This is a genomic window from Aurantimicrobium photophilum (assembly GCF_003194085.1).
GTDB classification, from domain to species: domain Bacteria; phylum Actinomycetota; class Actinomycetes; order Actinomycetales; family Microbacteriaceae; genus Aurantimicrobium; species Aurantimicrobium photophilum.
The window spans coordinates 1,110,278-1,131,900 of the sequence record NZ_CP023994.1 but is presented as its reverse complement, the minus strand read 5'-3'; the positions used below and the strand labels follow the sequence as shown (position 1 = coordinate 1,131,900).

At 55.3% G+C, this 21,623-nt stretch carries 19 protein-coding genes and 1 tRNA gene; 13 read left to right on the top strand and 7 right to left on the bottom strand.

Features of this window, described 5'->3' with window-relative positions; translation table 11 throughout:
* Positions 1 to 26 precede the first annotated feature (26 nt).
* The 3 genes from AURMO_RS05620 to AURMO_RS05610 all read left to right on the top strand — a co-directional run bounded on the left by AURMO_RS05620 (position 27) and on the right by AURMO_RS05610 (position 5,446).
* Positions 27 to 2,195, top strand: coding sequence for a transglutaminase-like domain-containing protein (locus AURMO_RS05620; protein ID WP_162532685.1), 2,169 nt, complete (start codon positions 27 to 29; stop codon positions 2,193 to 2,195).
* A gap of 10 nt (positions 2,196 to 2,205) precedes the next feature.
* On the top strand, positions 2,206 to 2,853 hold the full coding sequence (locus AURMO_RS05615; RefSeq protein WP_110233863.1) for an FHA domain-containing protein: 648 nt from the start codon (positions 2,206 to 2,208) through the stop codon (positions 2,851 to 2,853).
* Between the two features lie 67 nt (positions 2,854 to 2,920).
* Positions 2,921 to 5,446, top strand: coding sequence for an FtsK/SpoIIIE domain-containing protein (locus AURMO_RS05610; protein ID WP_110233861.1), 2,526 nt, complete (start codon positions 2,921 to 2,923; stop codon positions 5,444 to 5,446).
* Positions 5,447 to 5,452: 6 nt separating this feature from the next.
* Here the strand turns inward: AURMO_RS05610 and ald are convergent, their stop codons facing one another.
* Positions 5,453 to 6,568, bottom strand: coding sequence for an alanine dehydrogenase (gene ald / locus AURMO_RS05605; RefSeq protein WP_110233858.1), 1,116 nt, complete (start codon positions 6,566 to 6,568; stop codon positions 5,453 to 5,455).
* 263 nt (positions 6,569 to 6,831) lie between these two features.
* On the opposite strand from ald, the gene AURMO_RS05600 reads away from it, so the two are divergent.
* The 10 genes from AURMO_RS05600 to AURMO_RS05555 all read left to right on the top strand — a co-directional run bounded on the left by AURMO_RS05600 (position 6,832) and on the right by AURMO_RS05555 (position 14,981).
* Positions 6,832 to 6,904: transfer RNA gene (locus tag AURMO_RS05600), tRNA-Lys, on the top strand.
* A 77-nt stretch (positions 6,905 to 6,981) separates the two neighbouring features.
* A complete protein-coding gene (gene truB / locus AURMO_RS05595) occupies positions 6,982 to 7,917 on the top strand; it encodes a tRNA pseudouridine(55) synthase TruB (protein WP_110233855.1) in 936 nt (311 codons plus the stop codon).
* Between the two features lie 3 nt (positions 7,918 to 7,920).
* Positions 7,921 to 8,289 carry a hypothetical protein gene (locus AURMO_RS05590; protein WP_110233852.1) on the top strand — a complete coding sequence of 123 codons (369 nt, stop codon included), beginning with the start codon at positions 7,921 to 7,923 and terminating at the stop codon, positions 8,287 to 8,289.
* Positions 8,290 to 8,316: 27 nt separating this feature from the next.
* Positions 8,317 to 8,733 (top strand): hypothetical protein, encoded by a 417-nt coding sequence (locus tag AURMO_RS05585; RefSeq protein WP_110233850.1) that lies wholly within the window; start codon positions 8,317 to 8,319, stop codon positions 8,731 to 8,733.
* Positions 8,733 to 9,671: a bifunctional riboflavin kinase/FAD synthetase gene (locus AURMO_RS05580; RefSeq protein WP_110233848.1), complete on the top strand. Its 939-nt coding sequence runs from the start codon at positions 8,733 to 8,735 to the stop codon at positions 9,669 to 9,671. Before AURMO_RS05585 ends, AURMO_RS05580 begins: the two co-directional genes overlap by 1 nt.
* Positions 9,671 to 10,537, top strand: a complete 867-nt coding sequence (locus tag AURMO_RS05575; RefSeq protein WP_110233846.1) for a carbon-nitrogen hydrolase family protein — start codon at positions 9,671 to 9,673, stop codon at positions 10,535 to 10,537. The genes AURMO_RS05580 and AURMO_RS05575 overlap by 1 nt, the downstream gene beginning before the upstream one ends.
* A 27-nt stretch (positions 10,538 to 10,564) precedes the next feature.
* Positions 10,565 to 11,968 carry an aldehyde dehydrogenase family protein gene (locus tag AURMO_RS05570; RefSeq protein ID WP_110233843.1) on the top strand — a complete coding sequence of 468 codons (1,404 nt, stop codon included), beginning with the start codon at positions 10,565 to 10,567 and terminating at the stop codon, positions 11,966 to 11,968.
* 206 nt (positions 11,969 to 12,174) lie between these two features.
* The gene (locus tag AURMO_RS05565; protein WP_275425181.1) at positions 12,175 to 13,581 is read left to right on the top strand and encodes an aspartate ammonia-lyase; all 1,407 of its coding nucleotides are present in this window, start codon (positions 12,175 to 12,177) and stop codon (positions 13,579 to 13,581) included.
* Between the two features lie 24 nt (positions 13,582 to 13,605).
* Positions 13,606 to 14,130 carry an adenine phosphoribosyltransferase gene (locus AURMO_RS05560; protein WP_110233840.1) on the top strand — a complete coding sequence of 175 codons (525 nt, stop codon included), beginning with the start codon at positions 13,606 to 13,608 and terminating at the stop codon, positions 14,128 to 14,130.
* Positions 14,131 to 14,150: 20 nt separating this feature from the next.
* A complete protein-coding gene (locus tag AURMO_RS05555) occupies positions 14,151 to 14,981 on the top strand; it encodes an aldo/keto reductase (protein WP_110233838.1) in 831 nt (276 codons plus the stop codon).
* A 16-nt stretch (positions 14,982 to 14,997) separates the two neighbouring features.
* Here the strand turns inward: AURMO_RS05555 and AURMO_RS05550 are convergent, their stop codons facing one another.
* Genes AURMO_RS05550 through AURMO_RS05525 form a run of 6 tightly spaced genes read right to left on the bottom strand, consistent with a single transcriptional unit; the run spans position 14,998 to position 21,401 of the window.
* Positions 14,998 to 16,281, bottom strand: a complete 1,284-nt coding sequence (locus AURMO_RS05550; RefSeq protein ID WP_110233836.1) for an APC family permease — start codon at positions 16,279 to 16,281, stop codon at positions 14,998 to 15,000.
* A gap of 39 nt (positions 16,282 to 16,320) precedes the next feature.
* Positions 16,321 to 17,091 (bottom strand): FadR/GntR family transcriptional regulator, encoded by a 771-nt coding sequence (locus tag AURMO_RS05545; protein WP_110233834.1) that lies wholly within the window; start codon positions 17,089 to 17,091, stop codon positions 16,321 to 16,323.
* Positions 17,092 to 17,102: 11 nt separating this feature from the next.
* Positions 17,103 to 17,897 (bottom strand): 3-oxoacyl-ACP reductase, encoded by a 795-nt coding sequence (locus AURMO_RS05540; protein ID WP_162532684.1) that lies wholly within the window; start codon positions 17,895 to 17,897, stop codon positions 17,103 to 17,105.
* Positions 17,898 to 17,927: 30 nt separating this feature from the next.
* Positions 17,928 to 19,289: an aldehyde dehydrogenase family protein gene (locus AURMO_RS05535; RefSeq protein ID WP_110233832.1), complete on the bottom strand. Its 1,362-nt coding sequence runs from the start codon at positions 19,287 to 19,289 to the stop codon at positions 17,928 to 17,930.
* Positions 19,283 to 20,053, bottom strand: a complete 771-nt coding sequence (locus AURMO_RS05530; protein ID WP_110233829.1) for a gamma-glutamyl-gamma-aminobutyrate hydrolase family protein — start codon at positions 20,051 to 20,053, stop codon at positions 19,283 to 19,285. Before AURMO_RS05530 ends, AURMO_RS05535 begins: the two co-directional genes overlap by 7 nt.
* Complete coding sequence (locus tag AURMO_RS05525) at positions 20,034 to 21,401, bottom strand: glutamine synthetase family protein (RefSeq protein ID WP_110233827.1); 1,368 nt, start codon at positions 21,399 to 21,401, stop codon at positions 20,034 to 20,036. The genes AURMO_RS05530 and AURMO_RS05525 overlap by 20 nt, the downstream gene beginning before the upstream one ends.
* Positions 21,402 to 21,623: the final 222 nt, after the last annotated feature.

Sequence of the window (21,623 nt, the reverse complement as noted above, 5' to 3'; positions counted from 1 at the left end):
GGGCTCTCATACTTGCCTTAGCGGTAGTGGTATCTCTCGTGCCGTTGTGGCCGGTGTATCAAAACCCTGCATTCTTTGTTGCTGTAGCTGGTGGTGCCCTTCTCGGTGCCCTCATTGCACTGCTCTCTGCCCGCGGTAAGTGGTCCGTGCTCCGCACCGCGCTCACGGCAGTTACTGCCTATCTGATCTTCGGTGTTCCACTGGCTGTGCCCAGCGAAGCATTCTTCGGCTTCCTTCCCAGCCTGCAAGGTGAACTCAATCTGCTCACTGGTGTCGTGCTGTCATGGAAACAACTGGTGACGGTCATGCCGCCAGTGGGCACATATGAAGCTCTCTTGGTGCCTGTGCTCTTGCTGTCGTTGCTGGGAGTATTGCTTGCGGTTGTGCTGAGCCTGCGGATCATTCGCACGCGAGGAATTGCCTCCGTGGCTGCACTGGTTCCCGTAATCACGCTGGGTGTCGCCATCTGGCTTGGCCCCAGTAGAAGTTTCGCCAGTGTTGTCGTCACCGTGGGTGTGTTTGTTCTTATAGCGATGTGGTTTGCGCTCAGCCGCGTCGGTGTTGCCCGAGCTGGATTCAGGGCAATCGGTATTCTCGTTCTTTCTGCAGTAGTGGCCTCTGCGGTTGTCTTGGTCACTCCCATCACGGACCGCACAGTCTGGCGCACCGAGATTGACCAGCCCTTCGTATTGCAAGACGACACCAGCCCACTCTCTGAATACCGTTCTTTTGTCACCGGCGATGACAAGAACAAGGATCTTCTCTCGGTTACTGGGCTGAGCGCGGGCCAAAGACTCAGTATTGCCGCCCTCGATAACTACACCGGGGTGTTGTTCTCCGTCGGTGGTGTTGCCGCCGACTTCACCAAACTTCCCGGCTCTATCCCCACAACGTCCAAGACAGGTGATGAAGTCACAGCGCAGGTCACGATCTCTGGCCTTACAGGTGCATGGGTTCCCCTTACAGGAGAGCTCGGCTCGTTGAACTTCACTGGAGCAGGTTCACGAGCACTCACTGATGCCTTCTACTACAGCCGTCCTGCGGGAACAGGAGCTGTCACCACAGGTTTGATAGAGGGTGATAGCTATCGCACCACCGGTCTTGCTGCACCTGAGGTGTCAATCTCCTCTGTTGGTTCGCTCGAACCTGGCGATGCCATCGTTCCTGCCCCTCAGGTGATGCCAGATGGGCTGGATGCTTTTGTGTCTTTGTCTTCCAAGGGAAAAACGTCTGCAGGGGAACGCGTGCAAGCAGCACTTACCGCGCTCACTTCCCAGGGTTACATCAGCCATGGTGGTCCCGAGGAGGTTTCTAGTGCCTCTGGCCATGGTGCTAATCGTCTCGCTGCTCTCTTTGCGGCAAGCCCCATGGTCGGAGACGCAGAGCAGTATGCGGCTGCCGCTTCGCTGATGGCAACACAGATTGGCTTCCCCTCTCGCGTGGTGATGGGCTTTATCGCCCCTGAAGGCTCCGATGCGGGTACTGATGTGACCTTTACCGGCGCTGAGATGACGGCGTGGATCGAGATCAACACCACCAACGGCTGGGTGGCTGTGAACCCCAACCCTGCGGAACGACCTATCCCGGAAGAGCAGCCTCAAGACCCCACAGAAGTGGCCTTCCCACAAACCGCAGTGGAACCCCCTGCGCAGGATGAACCACAACTCAACGACAACTCAGCCCCTGAAGCTGCCGATGAAGAACAGCCCACGGCAGTGGATCCTGTGTTGCAGGCCATTCTTGCGGTGCTGAACGTGGTTGGGTGGTCACTGCTCTGGCTAGGTGTTCTTGCGTCTCCGTTCCTCGCAATAGTCATTGCGAAGCGGCGCCGACGCGCAGCGCGTCACAGCGCCGCAGATCCCCGTGATCGTGTGGAAGGCGCATGGAGTGAGGTTCGAGATGCCCTGCTTGATCATGGCACTGCTGCATCTGCCTCGATGACGCGTCAAGAATTAGCAGAGATCACTGCTCTGCCAGCAGCAACCACGGTTGCCGTGCTGGCAGATACAGCCCAGTATTCGGTTGATTCCGTCACCGAATCTGACGTGATTCGTGCCTGGTCCGAAGCAGATGGTGTGGTCAAGGAATTAGATGCAAACCTGACACGTTGGCAGAAATTCAGAGCAAAGATTTCAGTGAAATCATTTGGTCTGTCATGGGCTCGCTTCACCGCTTGGTTGCCCAAGCGCCGGTAGCATCACAGTCATGGTGTGTGAGGTATGTCAGAGCGCGCTCCCGGACGGAGCGCTGTTCTGTGGCGAATGCGGCAGTTCTGTCTCCCGCACCCAAGCAATTCCTGTGGTGAAGCCAGAGCCTGTTGCTGAGCCTGCGGTTGAAGTAACTTCTGCACCTGCTGATCTTCCCCCCGCAGAGAGTTTCACTACGGTTCCTGCGCAGGAACCAGAAACTACATCGACCAACATCATTGAGCAGATCGAGGGCGTTGATCTCTCCGAGCTTTTCGAAACCCCGCCTGCCCGTGTTGTTGAAGCACCCCGTTTTGCTACCGAGAACGAACTCACCTCCATGGTCTCGTTCACCATCACGCTGGGAACCGGTGAAAGCGTTGAGATCACCCGCAGTGGACTCCTAGGCCGCATGCCCACGCCTGCTGAGGATGAAGAGTTCGAACACCTCATCGTGGTCTCAGACCCGGGTCGATCCGTCTCCAAGACCCACCTTGAGTTCGGTGTTGAGGGTAATGAGTTGTGGATTTCTGACCGCAAGAGTGGCAACGGAACCATTATTCGTGAACCCGGTGTTGTGCCCCGTCGTGCACAACCAGGAACTCACTACACCGTGGTGCGCGGAACTCGGGTGGATTTCGGAGATCTCCACCTCACCATTAGCTAACGCGGAGTTATCCACGAACACTCAGATGTGAGTGATTCGATACTCGACTTCGTGGTGAAGTGCCCCCATGCGCTTCCCTGTCTTTGCCCTTATTGCCCCACTTGTCACCAGTGTTGTGTTGTTCCTGATTACAGGCTCTGCTTACACACTCCTCTTTGCCCTTCTGGGGCCAGTTATGGCGGTTGCCCAGTACTTCGATGGCAAGTTTCATACCAAACGAGAAGCGCTCAAGCAGGCAGAGCGTGAAGACGAGGAAGAGATAGCCCTGTCTCAGCAAAAACAGCTCGAAACACTCGCTCATCGAGAAGAGATGCTCCGGCGCAATCCTCCCAGCAGCGCCAATGCACAACCCGGAAACATGATGAGGCCGCTGTGGGCTGCAGGAGCCCAGTCAGTAGGCGACGAGCGTGTGGTGCGACTAGGAGTTGATCGCACAGACGGTTTGCCGGTTCTGTTGGATATCACCTCAGGTATCGCTGTGAGAGGGACTGATATCGAGGCGAAATCGGTTATACGTGCGATGGCATTCCAGTTGGCGTGGAATTGGGGAAGCCATGAGATCACGCGTGTGGGGATCGAACTTTCTGCAGAACCAGAACTGGTTGCCTTGCTCTCTCCAACGAAGAGTATCAACGTCGTAGTGAGCCATATTTCCGATATGGACACCATCCCGGTGGGATTGCGTTATCTGCTCAAAGTGGAGCATGGACGAGCCACCTTGCTCGACACAGTCGATGCCATGGCCGCTCCCATCGAGCTGTCGGTGGATCTGCTCACCCGAGCTGAAGCGAACCTCATCCTGCCCAAATTAGTGGCAGAAACTACTCCCGAAACGAAAGAACGAGAAGTCATTCCCCAACGTGTTGAGACCGTCCTCAACACCACAGGAATGTGGCAGTCCACTAGAGAAAGTTTGGTTGTCAATGTGGGGAGGCAACAGTCATATCCACTCCTGCTTGACCTCGTCACCGCCGGACCACATGCCGTCATCACAGGAATGACAGGTTCAGGCAAGACAGAGTTCCTGAAAACTTGGCTTGTTGCACTAGCTGCCAGTTATTCGCCCGATGAACTCTCCTTCCTGATTATTGATTTCAAAGGTGGTGCCGGCTTTAGCCAGCTCACGGGCTTGGCACATGTTGTGGGAATGGTGACAGACCTTGATAACGCAGAAGCTCATCGTGCCTTGACGTCACTGCATGCAGAGATTCGCTATCGCGAACGGGTCCTGGCGCAGTGTGGAGCAGGGGATATTGCAGCTCTCGGTGAAGGCATTCAGCTCGGGCGTCTCATTGTCGTTGTTGATGAATTTCGTGCCGTTCTCGAAGCGTTCCCGGAACTCCAGAGCGTCTTTGTGGACCTCGCTGCAAGGGGAAGATCTCTCGGAATTCATCTGATTCTCTCCAGCCAGCGTGTGGGTGGAGCTCTCGGTGATGCGTTACTGGCGAACTGTGCTCTGAAGGTGGGATTCCGTGTTTCACAGAAACAAGATTCCCAGGCGCTGTTGGGAGATGACGCTGCTTTTGTTCTTCCCCACATCCCAGGCAGAGCTGTGATTGTAGGAACTGGTCTTGATCAGAAAGAGTTCCAAGCAGCATGTCTGACCGAGCAAGACATAGAGGTGGTCGAAGCAAAGACCGATCAATGGCGGCAGGAACATCTCGGATGGTCACCTCGATTGCCATGGTTACCGCCTCTGCCGTCAGTGATTCGTTCAGTCGACTTACCAGAGCCTCTCGATGAAGCTGCTTGGTTGGGGCTGGCAGATATCCCAGAACACCAGGTGCAAACATGGGCACAGTACTCACCACGTTCCGAGGGGAACCTACTCATCACAGGTCCTGCACGTTCAGGCAACAGCAATGCCTCCCAACTCATTGCTCAGCAGTTGGGCTTTGGTCTGATTGTTGAGGCTGAACAGGCTTGGGATGTTGTCGTTGGGGGAGCAGCACCAGAGGAAGGCTTCATCGTCGACGACCTTGATGCCATCCTGGATGACTTCGATCTGGAGCATCGTGAGGAGTTCCTTCAGTGCCTCACGCGCGTGGTGAGGAACGCCCCTAAGCAAGGCAAAGCTGTGGTGTTGGGGTGCAGTGAACACATCCGCGGCGTGACGGGGTTGTTGTCTCTTTTCCCTGCAACTCTCAAGCTTCAGTCGCATGCACAACCTGGCAGGGCTGTGTGGAATGGACATGAGGTTCAACTTTTCTTGACGGAGTTTCTAGAGCACCCTGTTGCTCAGGTCGAGAAGCTCGATTTTGACGAGAACACCTCTTATTTGGTTGTGACCCACCGGAAGCGCGAGCTCCTCCTTGCTTGGCAGGAAGAAGAATCAAGACTCTCAGATTTGGGCGAAGGGATTTCTGTTCAGGTTCAGAATTCACCATCCATCGTGGTGGGAACACCGGATGAGTGGATGTCTCAACCTGCACTCCTTGGGGCACTCAAGCACTCCTCTGTTGTGGTGCTGGATGGCTGCACCAGTTCAGAACTTCGAGGTTTGCGTCTGCGGTCGGGTCTGTTTCCTCACACGGGGTATGGAAAAACCCTTGTGGTCGAACCTGATGGCTCGACCACAAGGGTCATTCTGTGAACTTCTTTACGCGAAGATTGCGTCGAGGTCGCTGTATTCGAGACCCGTTGCCTGAGCAACAGGTGCGTTGGTTACAGCACCGGCGTGGGTGTTGAGGCCCAGACGCAGTGAAGGGTCTGCCTTGAGGGCTGCGTGCCATCCGTTGTTGGCGATGGAGCGCAGGTAAGGCAGGGTTGCGTTGGTCAGTGCGTAGGTCGAGGTGTTGGGAACAGCACCTGGCATGTTAGCTACGCAGTAGAACAGCGAGTTGTGAACCTGGAAGGTGGGCTCAGCGTGAGTGGTTGCGTGAGTGTCTGCGAAGCAGCCACCCTGGTCTACTGCGATGTCCACGAGAACGCTGCCTGGCTTCATGCGCTTGACCAAGTCGTTGCTGACCAGCTTGGGAGCCTTAGCGCCAGGAATCAGAACAGAACCGATCACCATGTCTGCTTCAAGACATGCCTTTTCGATCTCGAAGGAGTTCGAGGCGATGGTCTTGATGCGTCCGTCGTAGAGAGCGTCGAGCTCACGCAGGCGGAACAAGTTGGTGTCGAGAACAGTTACTTCTGCACCCATACCTGCAGCAACCTGCACAGCGTTGGTTCCTGCAACACCGCCACCAAGGACAACAACCTTGGCAGGGTGAGTTCCGGGAACGCCAGGAACGAGGAGGCCGGGGCCACCATTGGGCTTGAGCATAACGTTGGCACCGAGGATGGGAGCAAGACGACCTGCAACCTCACTCATGGGAGCAAGCAGTGGAAGCTGACGAGTGGGAAGCTGAACGGTTTCATAGGCAATACCGGTGACCTTGGCGTCAACCAGTGCCTTGGTGAGCTCAGGCTCAGCTGCGAGGTGGAGGTAGGTGAAGAGAACAAGTCCCTCACGGAAGTACTTGTATTCGCTGGCAATAGGTTCTTTAACCTTGAGCAGAACATCAGCTGCTGCCCAAGCTTCTTCAGCGGTGGCGACGATCTTCGCACCAGCGGCTTTGTAAGCCTCATCGGTGATCGAAGAGCCGAGACCTGCTCCAGCTTGAACGAGAACTTCGTGTCCGTTACCAACGAGTTCGTGCACGCCTGCGGGGGTAATTGCAACGCGGAACTCGTTGTTCTTGATTTCGGTGGGGACTGCGACCTTCATGACACTCCTAGTACGGGCTCATCCCTCGTTGGATGAGTACCTCCCTACTTTATCCCTTCAAGCGACGGAATCGGAAGTATTTTTGAAGAATTCATACGGATTTCGTAAATTTGATTCAAAATTATGAGGATTTCCTCAGGGTGCGAAAGTTCCTCTGGGAAATTACTTCGCTGGGGCAGGGGTCATGTTTGTGCTCAATTCGACCAGTTCGCTCAGTGGTGATAATGTTGACCTTCGGTTCGGAACACAATTTCGAACCAACTGCACCTCTAGCTCAATTGGCAGAGCAACTGACTCTTAATCAGTGGGTTCCGGGTTCAAGTCCCGGGGGGTGCACAAACACTAAGACCACCTCTCGCCAGGTGGTCTTTTTGTTTGGATATCAGCACACCACTATCCGAGATAATTGACCTATGGCTTCCCCCACAACACCTGCACCCAACGGCATTGTGTTGATTGACAAGCCACAAGGTTTCACCAGTCATGACGCAGTGGCTCGTATTCGTAAGCTCGCTGGCACCCGCAAGGTCGGTCACGCCGGAACGTTAGACCCGATGGCAACAGGTTTGCTCATTCTGGGGCTGGGGCCATCGACTCGTTTACTCACCTTTATCGTGGGGTTGAGCAAGGAATATGTCGCCACCATTCGGCTGGGTTCTTCAAGCACCACTGATGATGCTGAGGGTGACCTCCTGGGTTTTGCACCCCAAGCACAGCTCGATCGTGTGACCGATGAACTCATTGCAGAGGGCATCATTCCACTCACAGGCGAGATCGAACAGGTTCCCAGCACGGTTAGTGCCATCAAGGTGGGCGGCAAGCGTGCCTATGCATTGGCCCGCGCGGGGGAGACAGTGGAGCTCAAAGCTCGTGCGGTCACCATCTATGCCTTCGATGTTCAGAGCATTACTCGTGGATCTGACGAGGAGGGCAACGGCTTCATTGATGTTGAAGTGCGGGTGGAGTGCTCCTCGGGGACCTATATCCGTGCACTTGCTCGAGACCTGGGATTCAAGCTGGGTGTGGGTGGTCATCTCACTGCCTTGCGCAGAACACGTATCGGTTCTTTCCACGTCACCGATGCCCATGACTTAGACAAGCTGGAGAGCGCACCAGAGCTCATGTCCCCAGCTGATGTGGCACGAGGAATCTTCTCTGCGGTGGATCTCAATGAGACTCAAGCCGTCGAACTCTCTCAGGGTAAAAAAGTTCTTCTTGAGGGGTATCCCGACAGCAAAGAGCCCGTCGCAGCTATCGGCCCGGGGGATAGGCTGGTGGGACTGGTTACTGTGAAGAAAAACCAGACTCGTGTCGTGGTGAATTTCCCCACTGAAACCGAAGGTTCTTAACTCATGATCGACTGGTTTACTGCCCTGCAGATAGGCGTAGCCGTGACTGGTGGCGTGCTTGCCGTTGTTCTGGGTTTGATGGGGCGCCGACCCAGTGACTTGACTATGGCTTTTGCTGGTGTTGTTGCGTTGCTGTTGATTGTTCAGCTGGCTGTGACCATCGCCGGACCACTCACAGGTAATCGACCTACCGGAAGCCTGTTCGAGTTTTATATCTATCTGATCAGTGCCATATTCCTGCCCGTAGCTTCCGGATTCTGGGCGCTCATTGACCGCAGTCGTTGGAGCACAGTGATTTTGGGTGTGGCACAGCTCGCTGTTGCCGTCATGCTGTACCGCATGGGACAGATCTGGTTCATTCAGGGCGTCTAGTCCTCGTGAACCTAGAATTGACTCACCATGTCTGACACTTCCTCACCGGTATCTCGACGCTCAGGCGCGGGTCGCATTCTGATTGCGATTTACCTGGTGTTGGCATTGGCGGCTACCGGTCGATCGTTTTATCAACTGGTGGCCAAGTTTGATCAGGCACCCCTGGCGTATTCGCTTTCTGCGCTCGCGGCGGTTGTCTATGTCGTTGCCACGATTGCGCTCATTGCCCCCGGCGCGGTCTGGTTCCGCATTGCGCAGATCACGATTGGTTTTGAGCTAGCTGGTGTGTTGATTGTGGGTGCGCTGAGTTTGCTCATGCCCGCACTCTTTGCCCACCCCACCGTCTGGTCCTTCTTCGGTATGGGTTATCTCTTTATCCCACTGGTGATGCCCATTATTGGTCTGCGGTGGTTGCGTAAGCACCCTGAAAAGAAATCTGTCTGATGTTTCACTGGCGTTCTCTTGCGGAGGTCCCATCTGGATGGGGGCCCAGTGCGGTCACCATTGGCAAGTTCGATGGTGTTCACGTGGGGCACGTGGAAATTCTCCGGCAGCTTGGTGAGATTTCTTCCATGCGTGGATTGAAATCGACCGTGATTACATTTGATCGCCACCCAGCTTCGTTACTGTCACCAGAGCAGCTACCAGCAGACATCCTCTCCACCGAGGATCGTCTGGCACTGATTGACCAAGAGAACATAGATGCCAGCTTGGTGCTGGCCTTCGATACGGAACTTGCAGGCCTCAGCCCCCGGGCCTTCGTCACTAGCATTTTGCTCGGCAAACTCAACACCCAGGCAGTATTGGTCGGTCATGACTTCCGCTTTGGTGACCACGCCTCAGGCGATGTTGCAACACTGCAGGAACTTGGCGCAGAGCTCGGTTTTGATGTGGTGCTCATTGATGACGTTGCCCCAGTTGATGGCGTGCGCGTGTCGTCTTCGCTCATTCGTGAACTCATGGCTTCAGGAGATGTGGCGACGGCAGCGAAGCTGCTAGGTCGCTTGCCTCGCGTCAATGGTGAAGTAGTTCACGGTCACAAGCGTGGGCGCGAACTCGGTTTCCCCACTGCCAACCTCTCTCAAGAAGCCACGGGACTCGTGCCCAGCGATGGCGTCTATGCGGGCTGGTTCGTTGACGGAGGTCACCGGTATCCCGCAGCAATTTCTGTAGGAACTAACCCCACTTTTGAAGGTGTGAACAAGCGCACCGTCGAAGCTTTCCTCTTGGATCAGAACCTGGATCTTTATGGTCACCAGGTCACGATTGAGTTTGCTGCCCACATTCGTGGGATGGTTGCTTTTACCGGCATCGATCCACTCATTGAGCAAATGCATAACGATGTTCGCGTCACGAGAGAGATTCTTGGATTGGGTAAGTAATGGCTGAAGAATTCGACACCAAGAACGACGACCTCGGAGAATCCCAAGATGTGGGCGGCGTGAAAGTTGCTGTTGCGCAGTTCGGTCCTGGGCCCAACCCAGCAGAGAACGTGAGCACCATTCAGGCTCTCGTGCACGCTGCGTCTCACAACGATGCCCGCCTCATTGTTCTGCCCGAATATTCCTCTGTGCTGGGTGGCAAGCTCGGTGACTGGGTGTTTGAATATGCCGAGACTATGGACGGCCCCTTCGTGGAAGCCATGACCGAACTGGCAGATGAGTGCAACATTGCCATTGTCATTGGCATGCTCGAGAAGTCAGACAATCCCGAAGACAAGCGCCCTTACAACACCGCTATTGCGGTGTTGCCAGGGGCAGGCGTCGTGGCGAGATATCGCAAGGTGCACCTCTATGACGCCTTCGACATGCTCGAAAGCGAGTGGATGCAGGCAGGAGATCCTGCAGAGGCCCCTCAGTTGTTCACCGTGGATGATCTCACGGTAGGAATGCAGACCTGTTTTGATTTGCGTTTCCCCGAAACCACGAGGCGTTTGGTGGATGCCGGTGCCCACATGGTTGCCCTCATTGCGGAGTGGATCTCAGGGCCAAAGAAGGCGCATCACTGGGCTGCACTCACGTCTGCACGAGCTATTGAGAACACTGTCTACCTGGCAGCTGCTGACCAGATTCCTCCCATCGCGGTAGGAATGTCTCGTGTTATCTCGCCCATGGGTGAAACACTCATCGACATGGGAAACCAGATGGGTGTCTCGATCGCCACGGTCAACATTCAGGCCGTCATTGATGCGCGCCAGACCAACCCTTCCCTCCAACTGCGTCGTTATAGCGTTCAGCCACGCGACTAATTCAGCCTGCAGGCGTAGTGTGTTGCCATGACCACGCTGAAGAAAAAGTCAGAAGCCGCAGCACTCGTCGCATCACTGCGTGATGCCTATAACTCTGGCCTGACCGCCAAACGTCAGTGGCGCATCAACCAGCTCAACGCCCTGCGTCAGATGGTGGTCGATAACGAGAGTGTTATTGAAGCTGCGTTGTTCTCGGACCTGGGCAAGAGTGCGTCAGAGGCCCAGCTGACCGAGATTGGCATCATCTTGGGCGACATTGATTATGCCCTCAAGAATCTCTCGAGTTGGCTCAAGCCTCATAAGGTGAGCGTTCCGCTGGCAGCCATGCCAGCAAAGGCTTTTGTTGTCAGCGAGCCCGTGGGTGTTGCGCTCATCATTGCTCCCTGGAACTACCCCATGCAGTTACTGTTAGCTCCCTTGGTCGGCGCTATTGCGGCGGGTAATGCGGCAGTCCTCAAGCCCAGTGAGTTAGCACCAGCTACATCGGCGGCACTGGCCAAGCTCATTCCGGTCTATCTCGACCCACGCGCCATTGCGATTGTGGAGGGTGCCGCTGAAGAAACTGGTTGGTTGCTTGAGCAACGCTACGACCACATTTTCTACACCGGCAATGGCCGCGTGGCACGGATAGTGATGGAAGCTGCGGCTAAGAACCTCACACCTGTTTCTCTGGAACTTGGTGGGAAGTCGCCGATCTATATCGACGACTCTGTTGACCTCGAAGCTGCAGCGTTGCGCATTGCGTGGGCAAAATATCTCAACGCAGGTCAAACCTGTGTTGCACCGGACTACATCCTGGCCACACAGAGCGTCCAGAAAGAACTCGAGTCACACCTCGTGACTGCAATCGAGAATCTTTATGGTTCTGATCCGCTGCTCTCGGATGACTATGGTCGCATCATCAACGACAATCACTTTGCGCGCTTGAGTGGCTATCTCAAGGACGGTCGTGTTGTTGCCGCAGGCAAGCCCGTGGCGAAGCAGCGATACATCCCTCCCACTGTCTTGGTTGACGTCAAAAGAGATGCTGCGGTGATGCAGGAAGAGATTTTTGGTCCGATCTTGCCCATGATCACCGTCAAAGATCTTGACGACGCAATTGACTTCATCAACTCCAAGTCCAAGCCGTTAGCGCTCTATGTGTTTAGCGAGAACACATTAGTTCGTCGTGCATTCACCGAGCGCACCAGCTCTGGGGCTATTGGTTTCAATGTGGCTATTCTTCATTTGAGTGTCCCCGGTTTGCCCTTTGGTGGCGTAGGGGAGAGTGGCATTGGTGCTTACCGCGGCAAGCGCTCCTTCGACACGTTTAGTCACGAGAAGGCAATCTTGTCGAAGCCGCTCAAACCAGAAACTCTGGCTCTGGTCTATCCGCCATTTACGGAATCAAAGAAGAAACTCATCACAGGTTTGCTTCGAAAATTGAGCTAATGAATTGTCCGAATAGCCGGACGCCTTCCTTGTTCGTGCCCGAATGACCGTTCTAGACTCGTGACGACCCACAAAGTCCTTCAACACAGCAATGGAGCTGATAACCAGTGTCTGAACAGACCACACCATCCACACGTCCCATCGACACTCTTGGTCTCTCCTCGACCGACCGGGTTGGAAACTTCGCCGGAAATGCACAGCTGCCGATTGCGCCTGTAGCTACTCGGACCGAAACCGACTCTCTTGGAGCCATGCAGGTTCCTGCAGACGCTTACTGGGGCGTCCACACCGCACGTGCTCTGGAAAACTTCCCCATAGCTAAGCGTCCTATCTCGGTATTCCCCGAGCTCATCGTTGCTCTGGCCTGCGTGAAGCAGGCAGCTGCTCGCGCCAATGCAGAGATTGGTGTTCTGGACCAGCACAAGGCTGACATCATTGACCGCGTTTGCCAGGAAATCATTGACGGTGCATGGCACGAACAGTTCGTCGTTGGTGTGATTCAGGGTGGTGCGGGAACCAGCACCAACATGAATGCCAACGAAGTCATTGCAAACCGCTGCCTCGAGCTCATGGGGCACGCCAAGGGCTCCTATGAGCACATGCACCCCATCGACGACGTGAACAAGTCACAGTCGACAAACGACACTTATCCCACCGCTGTGAAGCTCTCACTCGCGTTTGCGTTGCCTCACTTGCTCACCGAGCTGGGACTGCTGCGTGATGCCTTCAACGCTAAGGGTGAAGAGTTCAAGCACATCCTCAAGGTCGGCCGCACACAGCTGCAAGATGCTGTTCCTATGACCTTGGGTCAAGAATTCCATGGCTTTGGCACCACGCTCGGTGAAGACTATGACCGTCTTACCGAGACGGTGTGGATGCTGAGTGAAATCAACCTGGGTGCTACCGCTATTGGTACGGGTATCACGGCAGATCCTCGCTACCGCGAGGCTGCTGTGCGCCACCTTGCAGCTATTTCTGGTCTCGACATCACCAGCGCTCCTGACCTCATTGAGGCCACCAGCGACGCGGGTGGATTCATGAGCTTTTCCGGCACGCTCAAGCGCTCTGCGATCAAGCTCTCCAAGATCAGCAATGACCTTCGCCTGCTCTCCTCGGGACCCCAGGCTGGTCTGGGCGAGATCAACCTTCCTGCTCAGCAGGCAGGTTCGTCAATTATGCCGGGCAAGGTCAACCCTGTTATTCCTGAAGCCGTGAGCCAGGTTGCTTACGCCATTGCTGGCAATGACGTCACCGTCACCATGGCTGCCGAAGGTGGACAGCTTCAGCTCAACGCCTTTGAACCTGTGATTGCATACTCACTCCTGCAGGGCATTAGCTGGCTCGCTCAGGCATGCATGACTTTGCGTGTGAACTGTGTTGTGGGCATCACTGCCAACGTGGAGCGCCTGGAAGGCATGGTTGCCTCCAGCGTCGGTGTAATCACCGCCCTGATTCCCTTCATTGGTTATGGCCCCGCTGCAGAGCTGGCCAAGCAGGCACTCAAGACAGGTCGCCCCGTGGCAGACCTGGTCGTTGAAGCAGGCTTGATGACCAAGGAAGATGTTCTGCGCGAGCTGTCGCCCGCAAAGATCTCGGGAATGGACTCAGAGTAGTCTCACCCTCGTTACGCTGGAAACATGAGTAACGCGACCGATGTCGTCATGCAACGCATGGTGACTGTTCCCGACTTCCCTTCCGAGGGGATTCTCTTTCGGGATCTCACTCCTGTGTTTGCCCATGGAGCTTCTTTTCGTTCTGTTGTCGACGGTTTGATTGAGCCTTTTGTGGGCAAGTTTGATGCCGTGGCTGGCCTTGAGGCTCGTGGATTCTTGCTGGCAGCTGCCGCAGCCATTGATGGCGGAGTCGGTGTTCTGCCCATTCGTAAGGGTGGGAAGCTGCCTGGTGACATCATTGGTGAAACCTATGACTTGGAATATGGTTCTGCCACGCTCGAAGTGAACCCCGCTTCATTGCCTGCAGGTTCTCGTGTTCTCGTCCTCGATGATGTGCTCGCAACTGGCGGCACTATCGGTGCCTCAGTGTCGTTGATCGAGCGTGCGGGCTGGGAAGTGGCTGGTATTGCCGTGGTGTTGGAGCTTGAAGCTCTCGCAGGTCGCGAACGCCTCTCTGGGCGCGATATTCACGCTCTCGTCACGCTCTAGAAAGCCCTACGCTGGAGGGTATGACAACTCCCACAGTTACCCTCAATGATGGTTTAGTTCTGCCCCAGATTGGTCTGGGAACCTACAAACTCACCGGTGACGATGGCATTGCCTCCATCGTGGGCGCCATCCACGAGGGGTACCGCCTGATTGATACCGCAACCCGGTATAACAATGAGGGCGAGGTAGGCAAGGCTATTGCGGCCTCAGGAGTTCCTCGTGAAGAGATCATCGTCACGACCAAACTGCGTGGTTCAGCTCACGGTTTCGATGAAACCATGGCTGCATTTGAGCTGAGCCGTCAGACACTGGGACTCGACTACATCGACCTCTACTTGATTCATTGGCCTAACCCCAGCGTCAACCGCTACCTCGACTCGTGGCAGGCCATGATCGAGCTCAAGGACGACGGGCTCGCCAAGAGTATTGGTGTGTGTAACTTCACCGAAGAGTTCTTGTCCAAGATCATCGACGCCACCGGCGTTGTGCCCTCGGTCAACCAGATCGAACTCCACCCCTACTTCCCCCAGGCACAGATGCGTGCATTCCATGCGCAGCACGGCATTCAAACCGAAAGCTGGAGTCCGCTGGGCAAGACAGAAGAACTGCGTAACGAGAAGGTCATTACTGACCTCGCTCAGGCACGTGGGGTTACTCCTGCACAGTTGATCCTCCGCTGGCACACTCAGCTGGGCGCAATTCCACTTCCTAAGTCAGCTGATCGTGGTCGTCAGATGTCGAACCTCCACAGCTTCGACTTTGATCTCTCGCCTGAAGAGCTGGATGTCATCTCTGGCTTGGAGCGTGGACGCCTGTGGGGTGGAGATCCCAACACTCACGAAGAGATGTAGTTCGAAGAACTATTGATCAGGCAGTCGGAGCTGCCTTCTTGGCTTGGGTAGTGGCAATACGCCGCTTGACCACGGTCACTATCACCGCAATGACTGCTACGCCAATGGTGAAGAACACGTTCGGGCCATTCAAGACCAGCAGCACGATGGTCATGGCTAGTGCCACAACAGCAACCCACCAGTCCCCGCTCCAGCGAGGAAAGATCAATACTGCTGCCGTCATGCCCAACACATAGATGGCAACCATCGAGCTCAGGTGAATGGGAATCAGACTGAGAAGCTGGAAATCCTGTGCAAACAAAATCCCAAAGAAGATGATGGAAATTCCCAGAGACAGCATCAAGCTACGACGAGGAACCTCATCAGGCTCTGAACCCTGAGCGAAATAGTGGGGGAGATCTCCGTCACGCCCCAGTGAGGCACCCAGCTTGCCTATGGCTGCCAAATAGGCGTTGAGCACGCCGAGGGACACGATCGCCGCGATGCTGGCGATAATGATGGAGCCTGCCTTGGGAGCAGTTTCATTGACCAAGGTCAGTAGGGGAACACTGCCCTTGCCGGCATTTTCGCCGAGCACGCCGATGGTGACCCACTGCAGGGCAAGATAAGCCGTTCCCACAATCACCAAAGCAATACCGGTGGCGATAGGGATGGTCTTGCGCGGGTTCTTGAACTCGGCGGCGATGTGGGTCCCAACTTCCCAGCCGGCAAATGCCCAGACGAACAAACTGATGGCCACGCCCACACCAACCCAGCCATGGGGCATGAACGGCTGGAAGCTGGTTTCCTGCACGGCAGGTGCGCCATAGGAAATCACACCCACGACCACCACAACGAGCAGTGCGCTAAGACCTAACTGCACCCAGCCAGCAACTTTCACGCCGAACAAGTTCAAGGTGAAGGGAACCAGGAACAACACAGCGGCAACAGCTGGCAGGAGTGAGCGGTCAGCACCGGTAATGGCAATGACATATTCGGCGCCCATGACGGCAACCACCGGTTCACCAGCGGCGACACCGAAGTAGAAAAGATAACCAGCTACTCGGGCCCAAGTGTTACCCATGGATGTGCGCACATAGCTGGCCACACCACCGGAATCGGGATAGCGGGCTGCTAGAGCGGCAAAGGTTCCTGCCAAGGGGATGGACAACACAAAGATGATGGCAACAGAGAGAATCGAGGCAGGTCCTGCAACCTGAGCTGCTAAGCCCGGGAGAACCAGGATGCCGGTGCCCAGCACACTGGCGATATAGAGGGCCGTGCCCTGGGCAATGCCGAGGGTGCCTTTGTGTTCACTCACAGAATTACTCTGTCATGTTTTTGTGCATGACCTTCACTGTTACCCCAGGAAGCCACGAAGCAGAGCTGCAGAGCCAGAAACGTGGTCAGCCATTGCCGCACTGGCTTTATCTGTATCACCAGTGAGAATTGCCAACACGATTGCTTCATGTTGTTCGTTGGAGTGCGCAATGTTGGGAGCCAGAAGTGGAATTCCGTCAAGGAGTTCATTGACTCTCATGCGTGAGGTGGCAACTTGCGACAGAAGTGAAGGAGAACCGGTCAACTCTGCAATGAGCAAATGCAAGCGAGAGTCCAACATTCGGTAGTTCTCTGAAGTAGATTCAGCCGTCTCTTTCAGGACAGACCACAGCTGCTCACGTTCGACAGAGCTCAAGCTCCGAGTTGCCGCGTGTTGGGCAGCTCCACATTCCAAAATTTCACGCAGGATGAGCACGTCTTCTAACTCGTCATGAGTGAATTCAACGTTATGCGTGAGTTCACCATCTCGGCCCATGCGCAAGGGTTGTGTCGGGAGGTTATCTGCTACGAACGTGCCACCATATCTCCCCCGCTTTACGACGAGATAGCCCGCATCTACCAGCGACGAGATAGCTAAACGAACAGTGTCGCGACTGACATCCAACATGGTGGCTAGCTCGCGCTCAGGAGGTAGCTGGACACCAGGAAGTGCTAAACCTAAGCGAATGGTTTGAAGCAAACGCTCCACCGTTTCCTCATAGGTGTTCCCACCCCGGACAGGCCGAAGTAACAAGTCACCGTTGAGTGGACTTGTGACTGCGGCCAGTCCAGGTTGGATGTCGGGAGACATTGGAGGTGTGCTTAGTCCAGTGGAGTGACGTAGGCAGAGGAAATTCCACCGTCAACCAGGAAGGTTGAACCTGTAATGAAAGAAGAGTCATCACTGGCAAGGAATGCAACGGCTGCGGCAAGCTCCTCGGGCTTAGCAAAGCGACCGATAGGAATGTGGACCAGCCGACGCTGTGCACGCTCGGGATCCTTAGCAAACAGCTCCTGAAGCAGGGGAGTGTTCACTGGGCCAGGACAGAGAGCGTTGACTCTGATGCCCTGACGAGCAAACTGAACACCGAGTTCACGGCTCATGGCCAGAACTCCACCCTTGGAAGCGGTGTAGGAAATCTGTGAGGTGGCAGATCCCATCACGGCTACGAAGGAAGCCGTGTTGATGATGGAGCCGCTCTGCTGCTTCACCATGTGGCGGAGCGCAGCGCGTGAGCACAGGTAGACCGACTTGAGGTTGACGTCTTGAACCTTGTTCCATGCAGGAAGTTCAGTGGTTTCAATGGAGTCGTCATCGGGTGGTGAGATGCCAGCGTTGTTAAAAGCAATGTCAACAGATCCATAGACTTTGAATGCGGTGTCGAAGAGGTTGTTCACCTGATCTTCATCGGTCACGTCAGCACGGACATACAGTCCGCCTACCTCCGCAGCTGCTTTCTCGCCAGCTTCTTGGGGGGCAACGTCGCCAATGACGACTGTGGCGCCTTCCGCTGCGAAGCGCTTTGCGGTAGCAAAGCCGATGCCGCTTGCGCCACCGGTGATGACGGCAACCTTGCCGGCAAGACGCTGGGTGAGGTCAATCTTTTCGATACTCATTGTTTTCTCCTTAGTGAGGTTGTTCAGGTCTTAGTCGGCAGGAATAAAGACGTTTTTGGTTTCGGTGAAAGCCAAGGCTGCATCTGGACCAAGCTCGCGGCCTAGTCCCGACTGCTTGAATCCGCCGAACGGGGTGTTGTAACGGACGGAAGAGTGCGAGTTCACGGACAGGTTTCCAGACTCCACGCCTCGTGAAATACGCAGCGCGCGTCCCACATCGCGTGTCCAGATGGATCCAGAGAGCCCATACTCGGTTGCATTAGCCAGTTCCATGGCGTCAGCATCATCATCAAATGGAAGCACAGTGACGACAGGACCAAAGATTTCATCCGTTGCGCTGATGTGATTGCGGGAATCAGGAGTCAGCACGGTGGGAGCAAACCAGTAGCCAGCACCCTCAGGTGCAGAACCGCGGAAAGCAACCGGTGCATCGCTGGGGACATAGGAAGAGACGCTGTCAAAGTGCTTTTTGTGAACCAAGGGACCCATCTCTGTCGCTTCATCGAGAGGGTCACCTACCTTGACGCCCTTGACTGCTGGCTCGAGGTATTCCATGAACTTGTCATAGACGCTGCGCTGAACCAAGATACGACTGCGAGCGCAGCAGTCCTGGCCTGCATTTTCGAAGACACCATAGGGAGCGCTCGCAGCTGCTTTCTCGAGGTCCGCATCTGCAAAGACAATGTTGGCGCTTTTGCCGCCGAGCTCGAGAGTCACTCGTTTGATCTGGTCTGCTGCGCCAGCCATGATGCGCTTGCCCACTGCGGTGGAGCCAGTGAAGACAACCTTGCGCACGGTGGGGTTGGTGACGAAGCGCTCTCCCACGACTGAACCCTGGCCTGGCAGCACCTGGAAAAGTCCTTCAGGTAGTCCAGATTGCAGGGCAAGCTCACCCAAACGAATACTGGTGAGGGGAGTCCACTCAGCAGGCTTCAGAACAACAGCGTTACCTGCTGCAAGTGCAGGCGCAAAACCCCATGATGCAATGGTCATGGGGAAGTTCCATGGGGTGATGACCCCCACCACCCCCAGGGGCTCATGGAACGTAAAGTCAATCCCGCCGGCAACGGGAATCTGCTTGCCAAAGAGACGCTCAGGGGTTGCCGAGTAATACTCGAGAACATTACGCACGTGTTCAGCTTCCCAACGGGCCTGACCGATGGGGTGGCCAGAGTTACGAACTTCGAGTTGGGCAAGGTTTTCAATATCGCCGTCTACGGCATCAGCAAAGAGACGCAGAGCTGCAGCGCGGTCGGCAGGGTTTCTTGCAGCCCATTCTTTCTGTGCACGCTTGGCGAGATCAATTGCCTCATCTGTTTGTTCCAGGCTCAGGTGCTCAATAGTTTCGCCTGCTTCTTCTGTTGCAGGGTTGATGATGGTGTAACTCACGATGAGCTCCTTTGAGTGTTGCGGGGGTGGTGGTGGGCATATTCTTTTGCTGCATCCACCAGGCCTTCAAAGAGGCCGATGTCTTCGGGGGTTTGTTCTGGGTGCCATTGCACGGCAAGACCGAACGGAACGTCATCAAGTTGGAGTGCTTCAATCACGCCATCTTTGGTGGTGGCAACAACGCTGAGACCTTCACCGACCTCGCCAATGGCTTGGTGGTGATACATCGCACCCACGGGTGCATCGTTGTTCAAGATCTCGGCGAGGAGTGAATCTTCTTCGACTTTCACGGGAATGTGGCTGAAGTTTCCTTGGCCCTTTTGGTAGCGGTCATCACCGACAACGTCGGGGAGGTGTTGAATCAGGTCGCCACCGCGGATCACATTGAGCATTTGAGCTCCGCGGCAAATGCCGAGGAAAGGCAGTTCGCGATTAATGGCCGCGGTGAGGAGGGCGTCTTCCAGAGCATCACGATCTGGCCGTGGTTCGTCGGTCAGAGGGTGAGGATCCTGTCCATAGCGGGCTGGGTCAACATCCTTGCCGCCACAGATAATCAATCCATCTAGCCCGTCCAGAATGGTTTCAGCGCTTTCTGCATCGATGGCCTGTGGGGGGAGGAGGACGGCAATGCCACCGGCTTTATTGACGGCATTGAAATACACCTTGGGTAAGAAGGCAGCCTGAACGTCCCAGACCCCTGATTGTGCCTGCTCGAGGTAGGTTGTCAGCCCAATGACGGGTTTGCGATTAGAGACGCTCGAAGCCACGGACGCGCTCCCAGTCAGTAATCGCAGAGTCGTAAGCTGCTACTTCAATACGTGCGTAGTTGAGGTAGTGATCTACGACATCCTGTCCGAAAGCTTCCTTGGCGATGGTTGAGTTGGCAAACAACTCGGCCGCATCACGCAAGCTAGAGGGGACGCGGGGTGCACCTCCGGTGTAGGCGTTGCCTGTGGTGAGAGGCTCGAGTTCGAGCTCGTTTTCAATACCGTGTAGTCCTGCAGCAATCAGTGCAGCAACTGCGAGGTACTGGTTGACGTCTCCACCGGGTACGCGCTGCTCGACACGCATGCCGTGACCTTGGCCGACAACACGAAGAGAGCACGTGCGGTTATCCAGGCCCCACGCAACTGCGGTAGGAGCGAAGCTGCCATCAACGTAGCGCTTGTAGGAGTTGATGTTTGGAGCGAAGAAGAGGGAAAGCTCGCGCATGGCAGCAATCTGTCCGGCCAAGAAGTGGCGGAACATCTTGCTCATGCCGTGTTCAGCGTTCTTATCTGCGAAGACCGGGTTACCGTCAGTGTCGCGGAGACTGATGTGGATGTGGCAGGAGTTACCTTCACGCTCGTTGAACTTCGCCATAAACGTCAGTGACTTGCCGTGCTTGTCCGCAATCACCTTGGCGCCGCTCTTGTATACCGAGTGGTTGTCGCAGGTGACGAGGGCCTCGTCGTAGCGGAATGCGATTTCTTGCTGACCAAGGTTGCACTCACCCTTGACGCCTTCGCAATACATCCCGGCCGCATCCATGGAGTTACGAATGTCACGCAGCAGCGGCTCGACACGGGTGGATGCGAGGAGGTCATAGTCCACGTTGTAGTCCGTGGAGGGGCGCAGGTTGTCGTAACCCTTAGCCCATGCTTCGCGGTAAGTGTCATCAAAAACGATGAACTCAAGTTCTGTTCCTACGTAAGGAATCAGTCCATGTGCAGCGAGACGGTTGATCTGGGTGCGCAGGATTTCCCGGGGGGACTGCATCACAGGGGAGTGGTCCAGCCACTGCATGTCTGCCATCACCATAGCTGTGCCTTCGAGCCAGGGAGCTGTGCGCAGGGTGCTCATGTCGGGGATCATGGCCATATCTCCATAGCCGCGTTCCCAGCTCGAGATGGAATATCCGTCAACGGTGTTGTTTTCAACATCAACGGCAAAGAGGTAGTTGCAACACTCGGCGCCATGAGCCATAACATCCTCTACGAAGAGTCGTGCCGAGATTCGCTTACCCACAAGACGCCCCTGCATGTCAGTAAATGACACGATTACGGTGTCGATGCTTCCATCCTCGACGAGAGCCTTGAGGCCTTCGGCGGTGAGGTTCCCAGCTGCAGTGGACATTGTCACTCTCTTCCTTGAGGTAGGTATTCCAACCATTAGACCACTCTATTGGGGAATCTATGTCAAGCGTTCTCCGGTAAATAGCAGATATTTTTCAGATTAATTATTTGTTAAAGGTAGTTACAAGAACCAATTTGAGGCATATAGTCATCTCCAAGGAATCTCACAGCGTTGTGTGCCTCACCTCGATCCTTGAGGTGCTCAACCCGAGCAGAAGGAAAA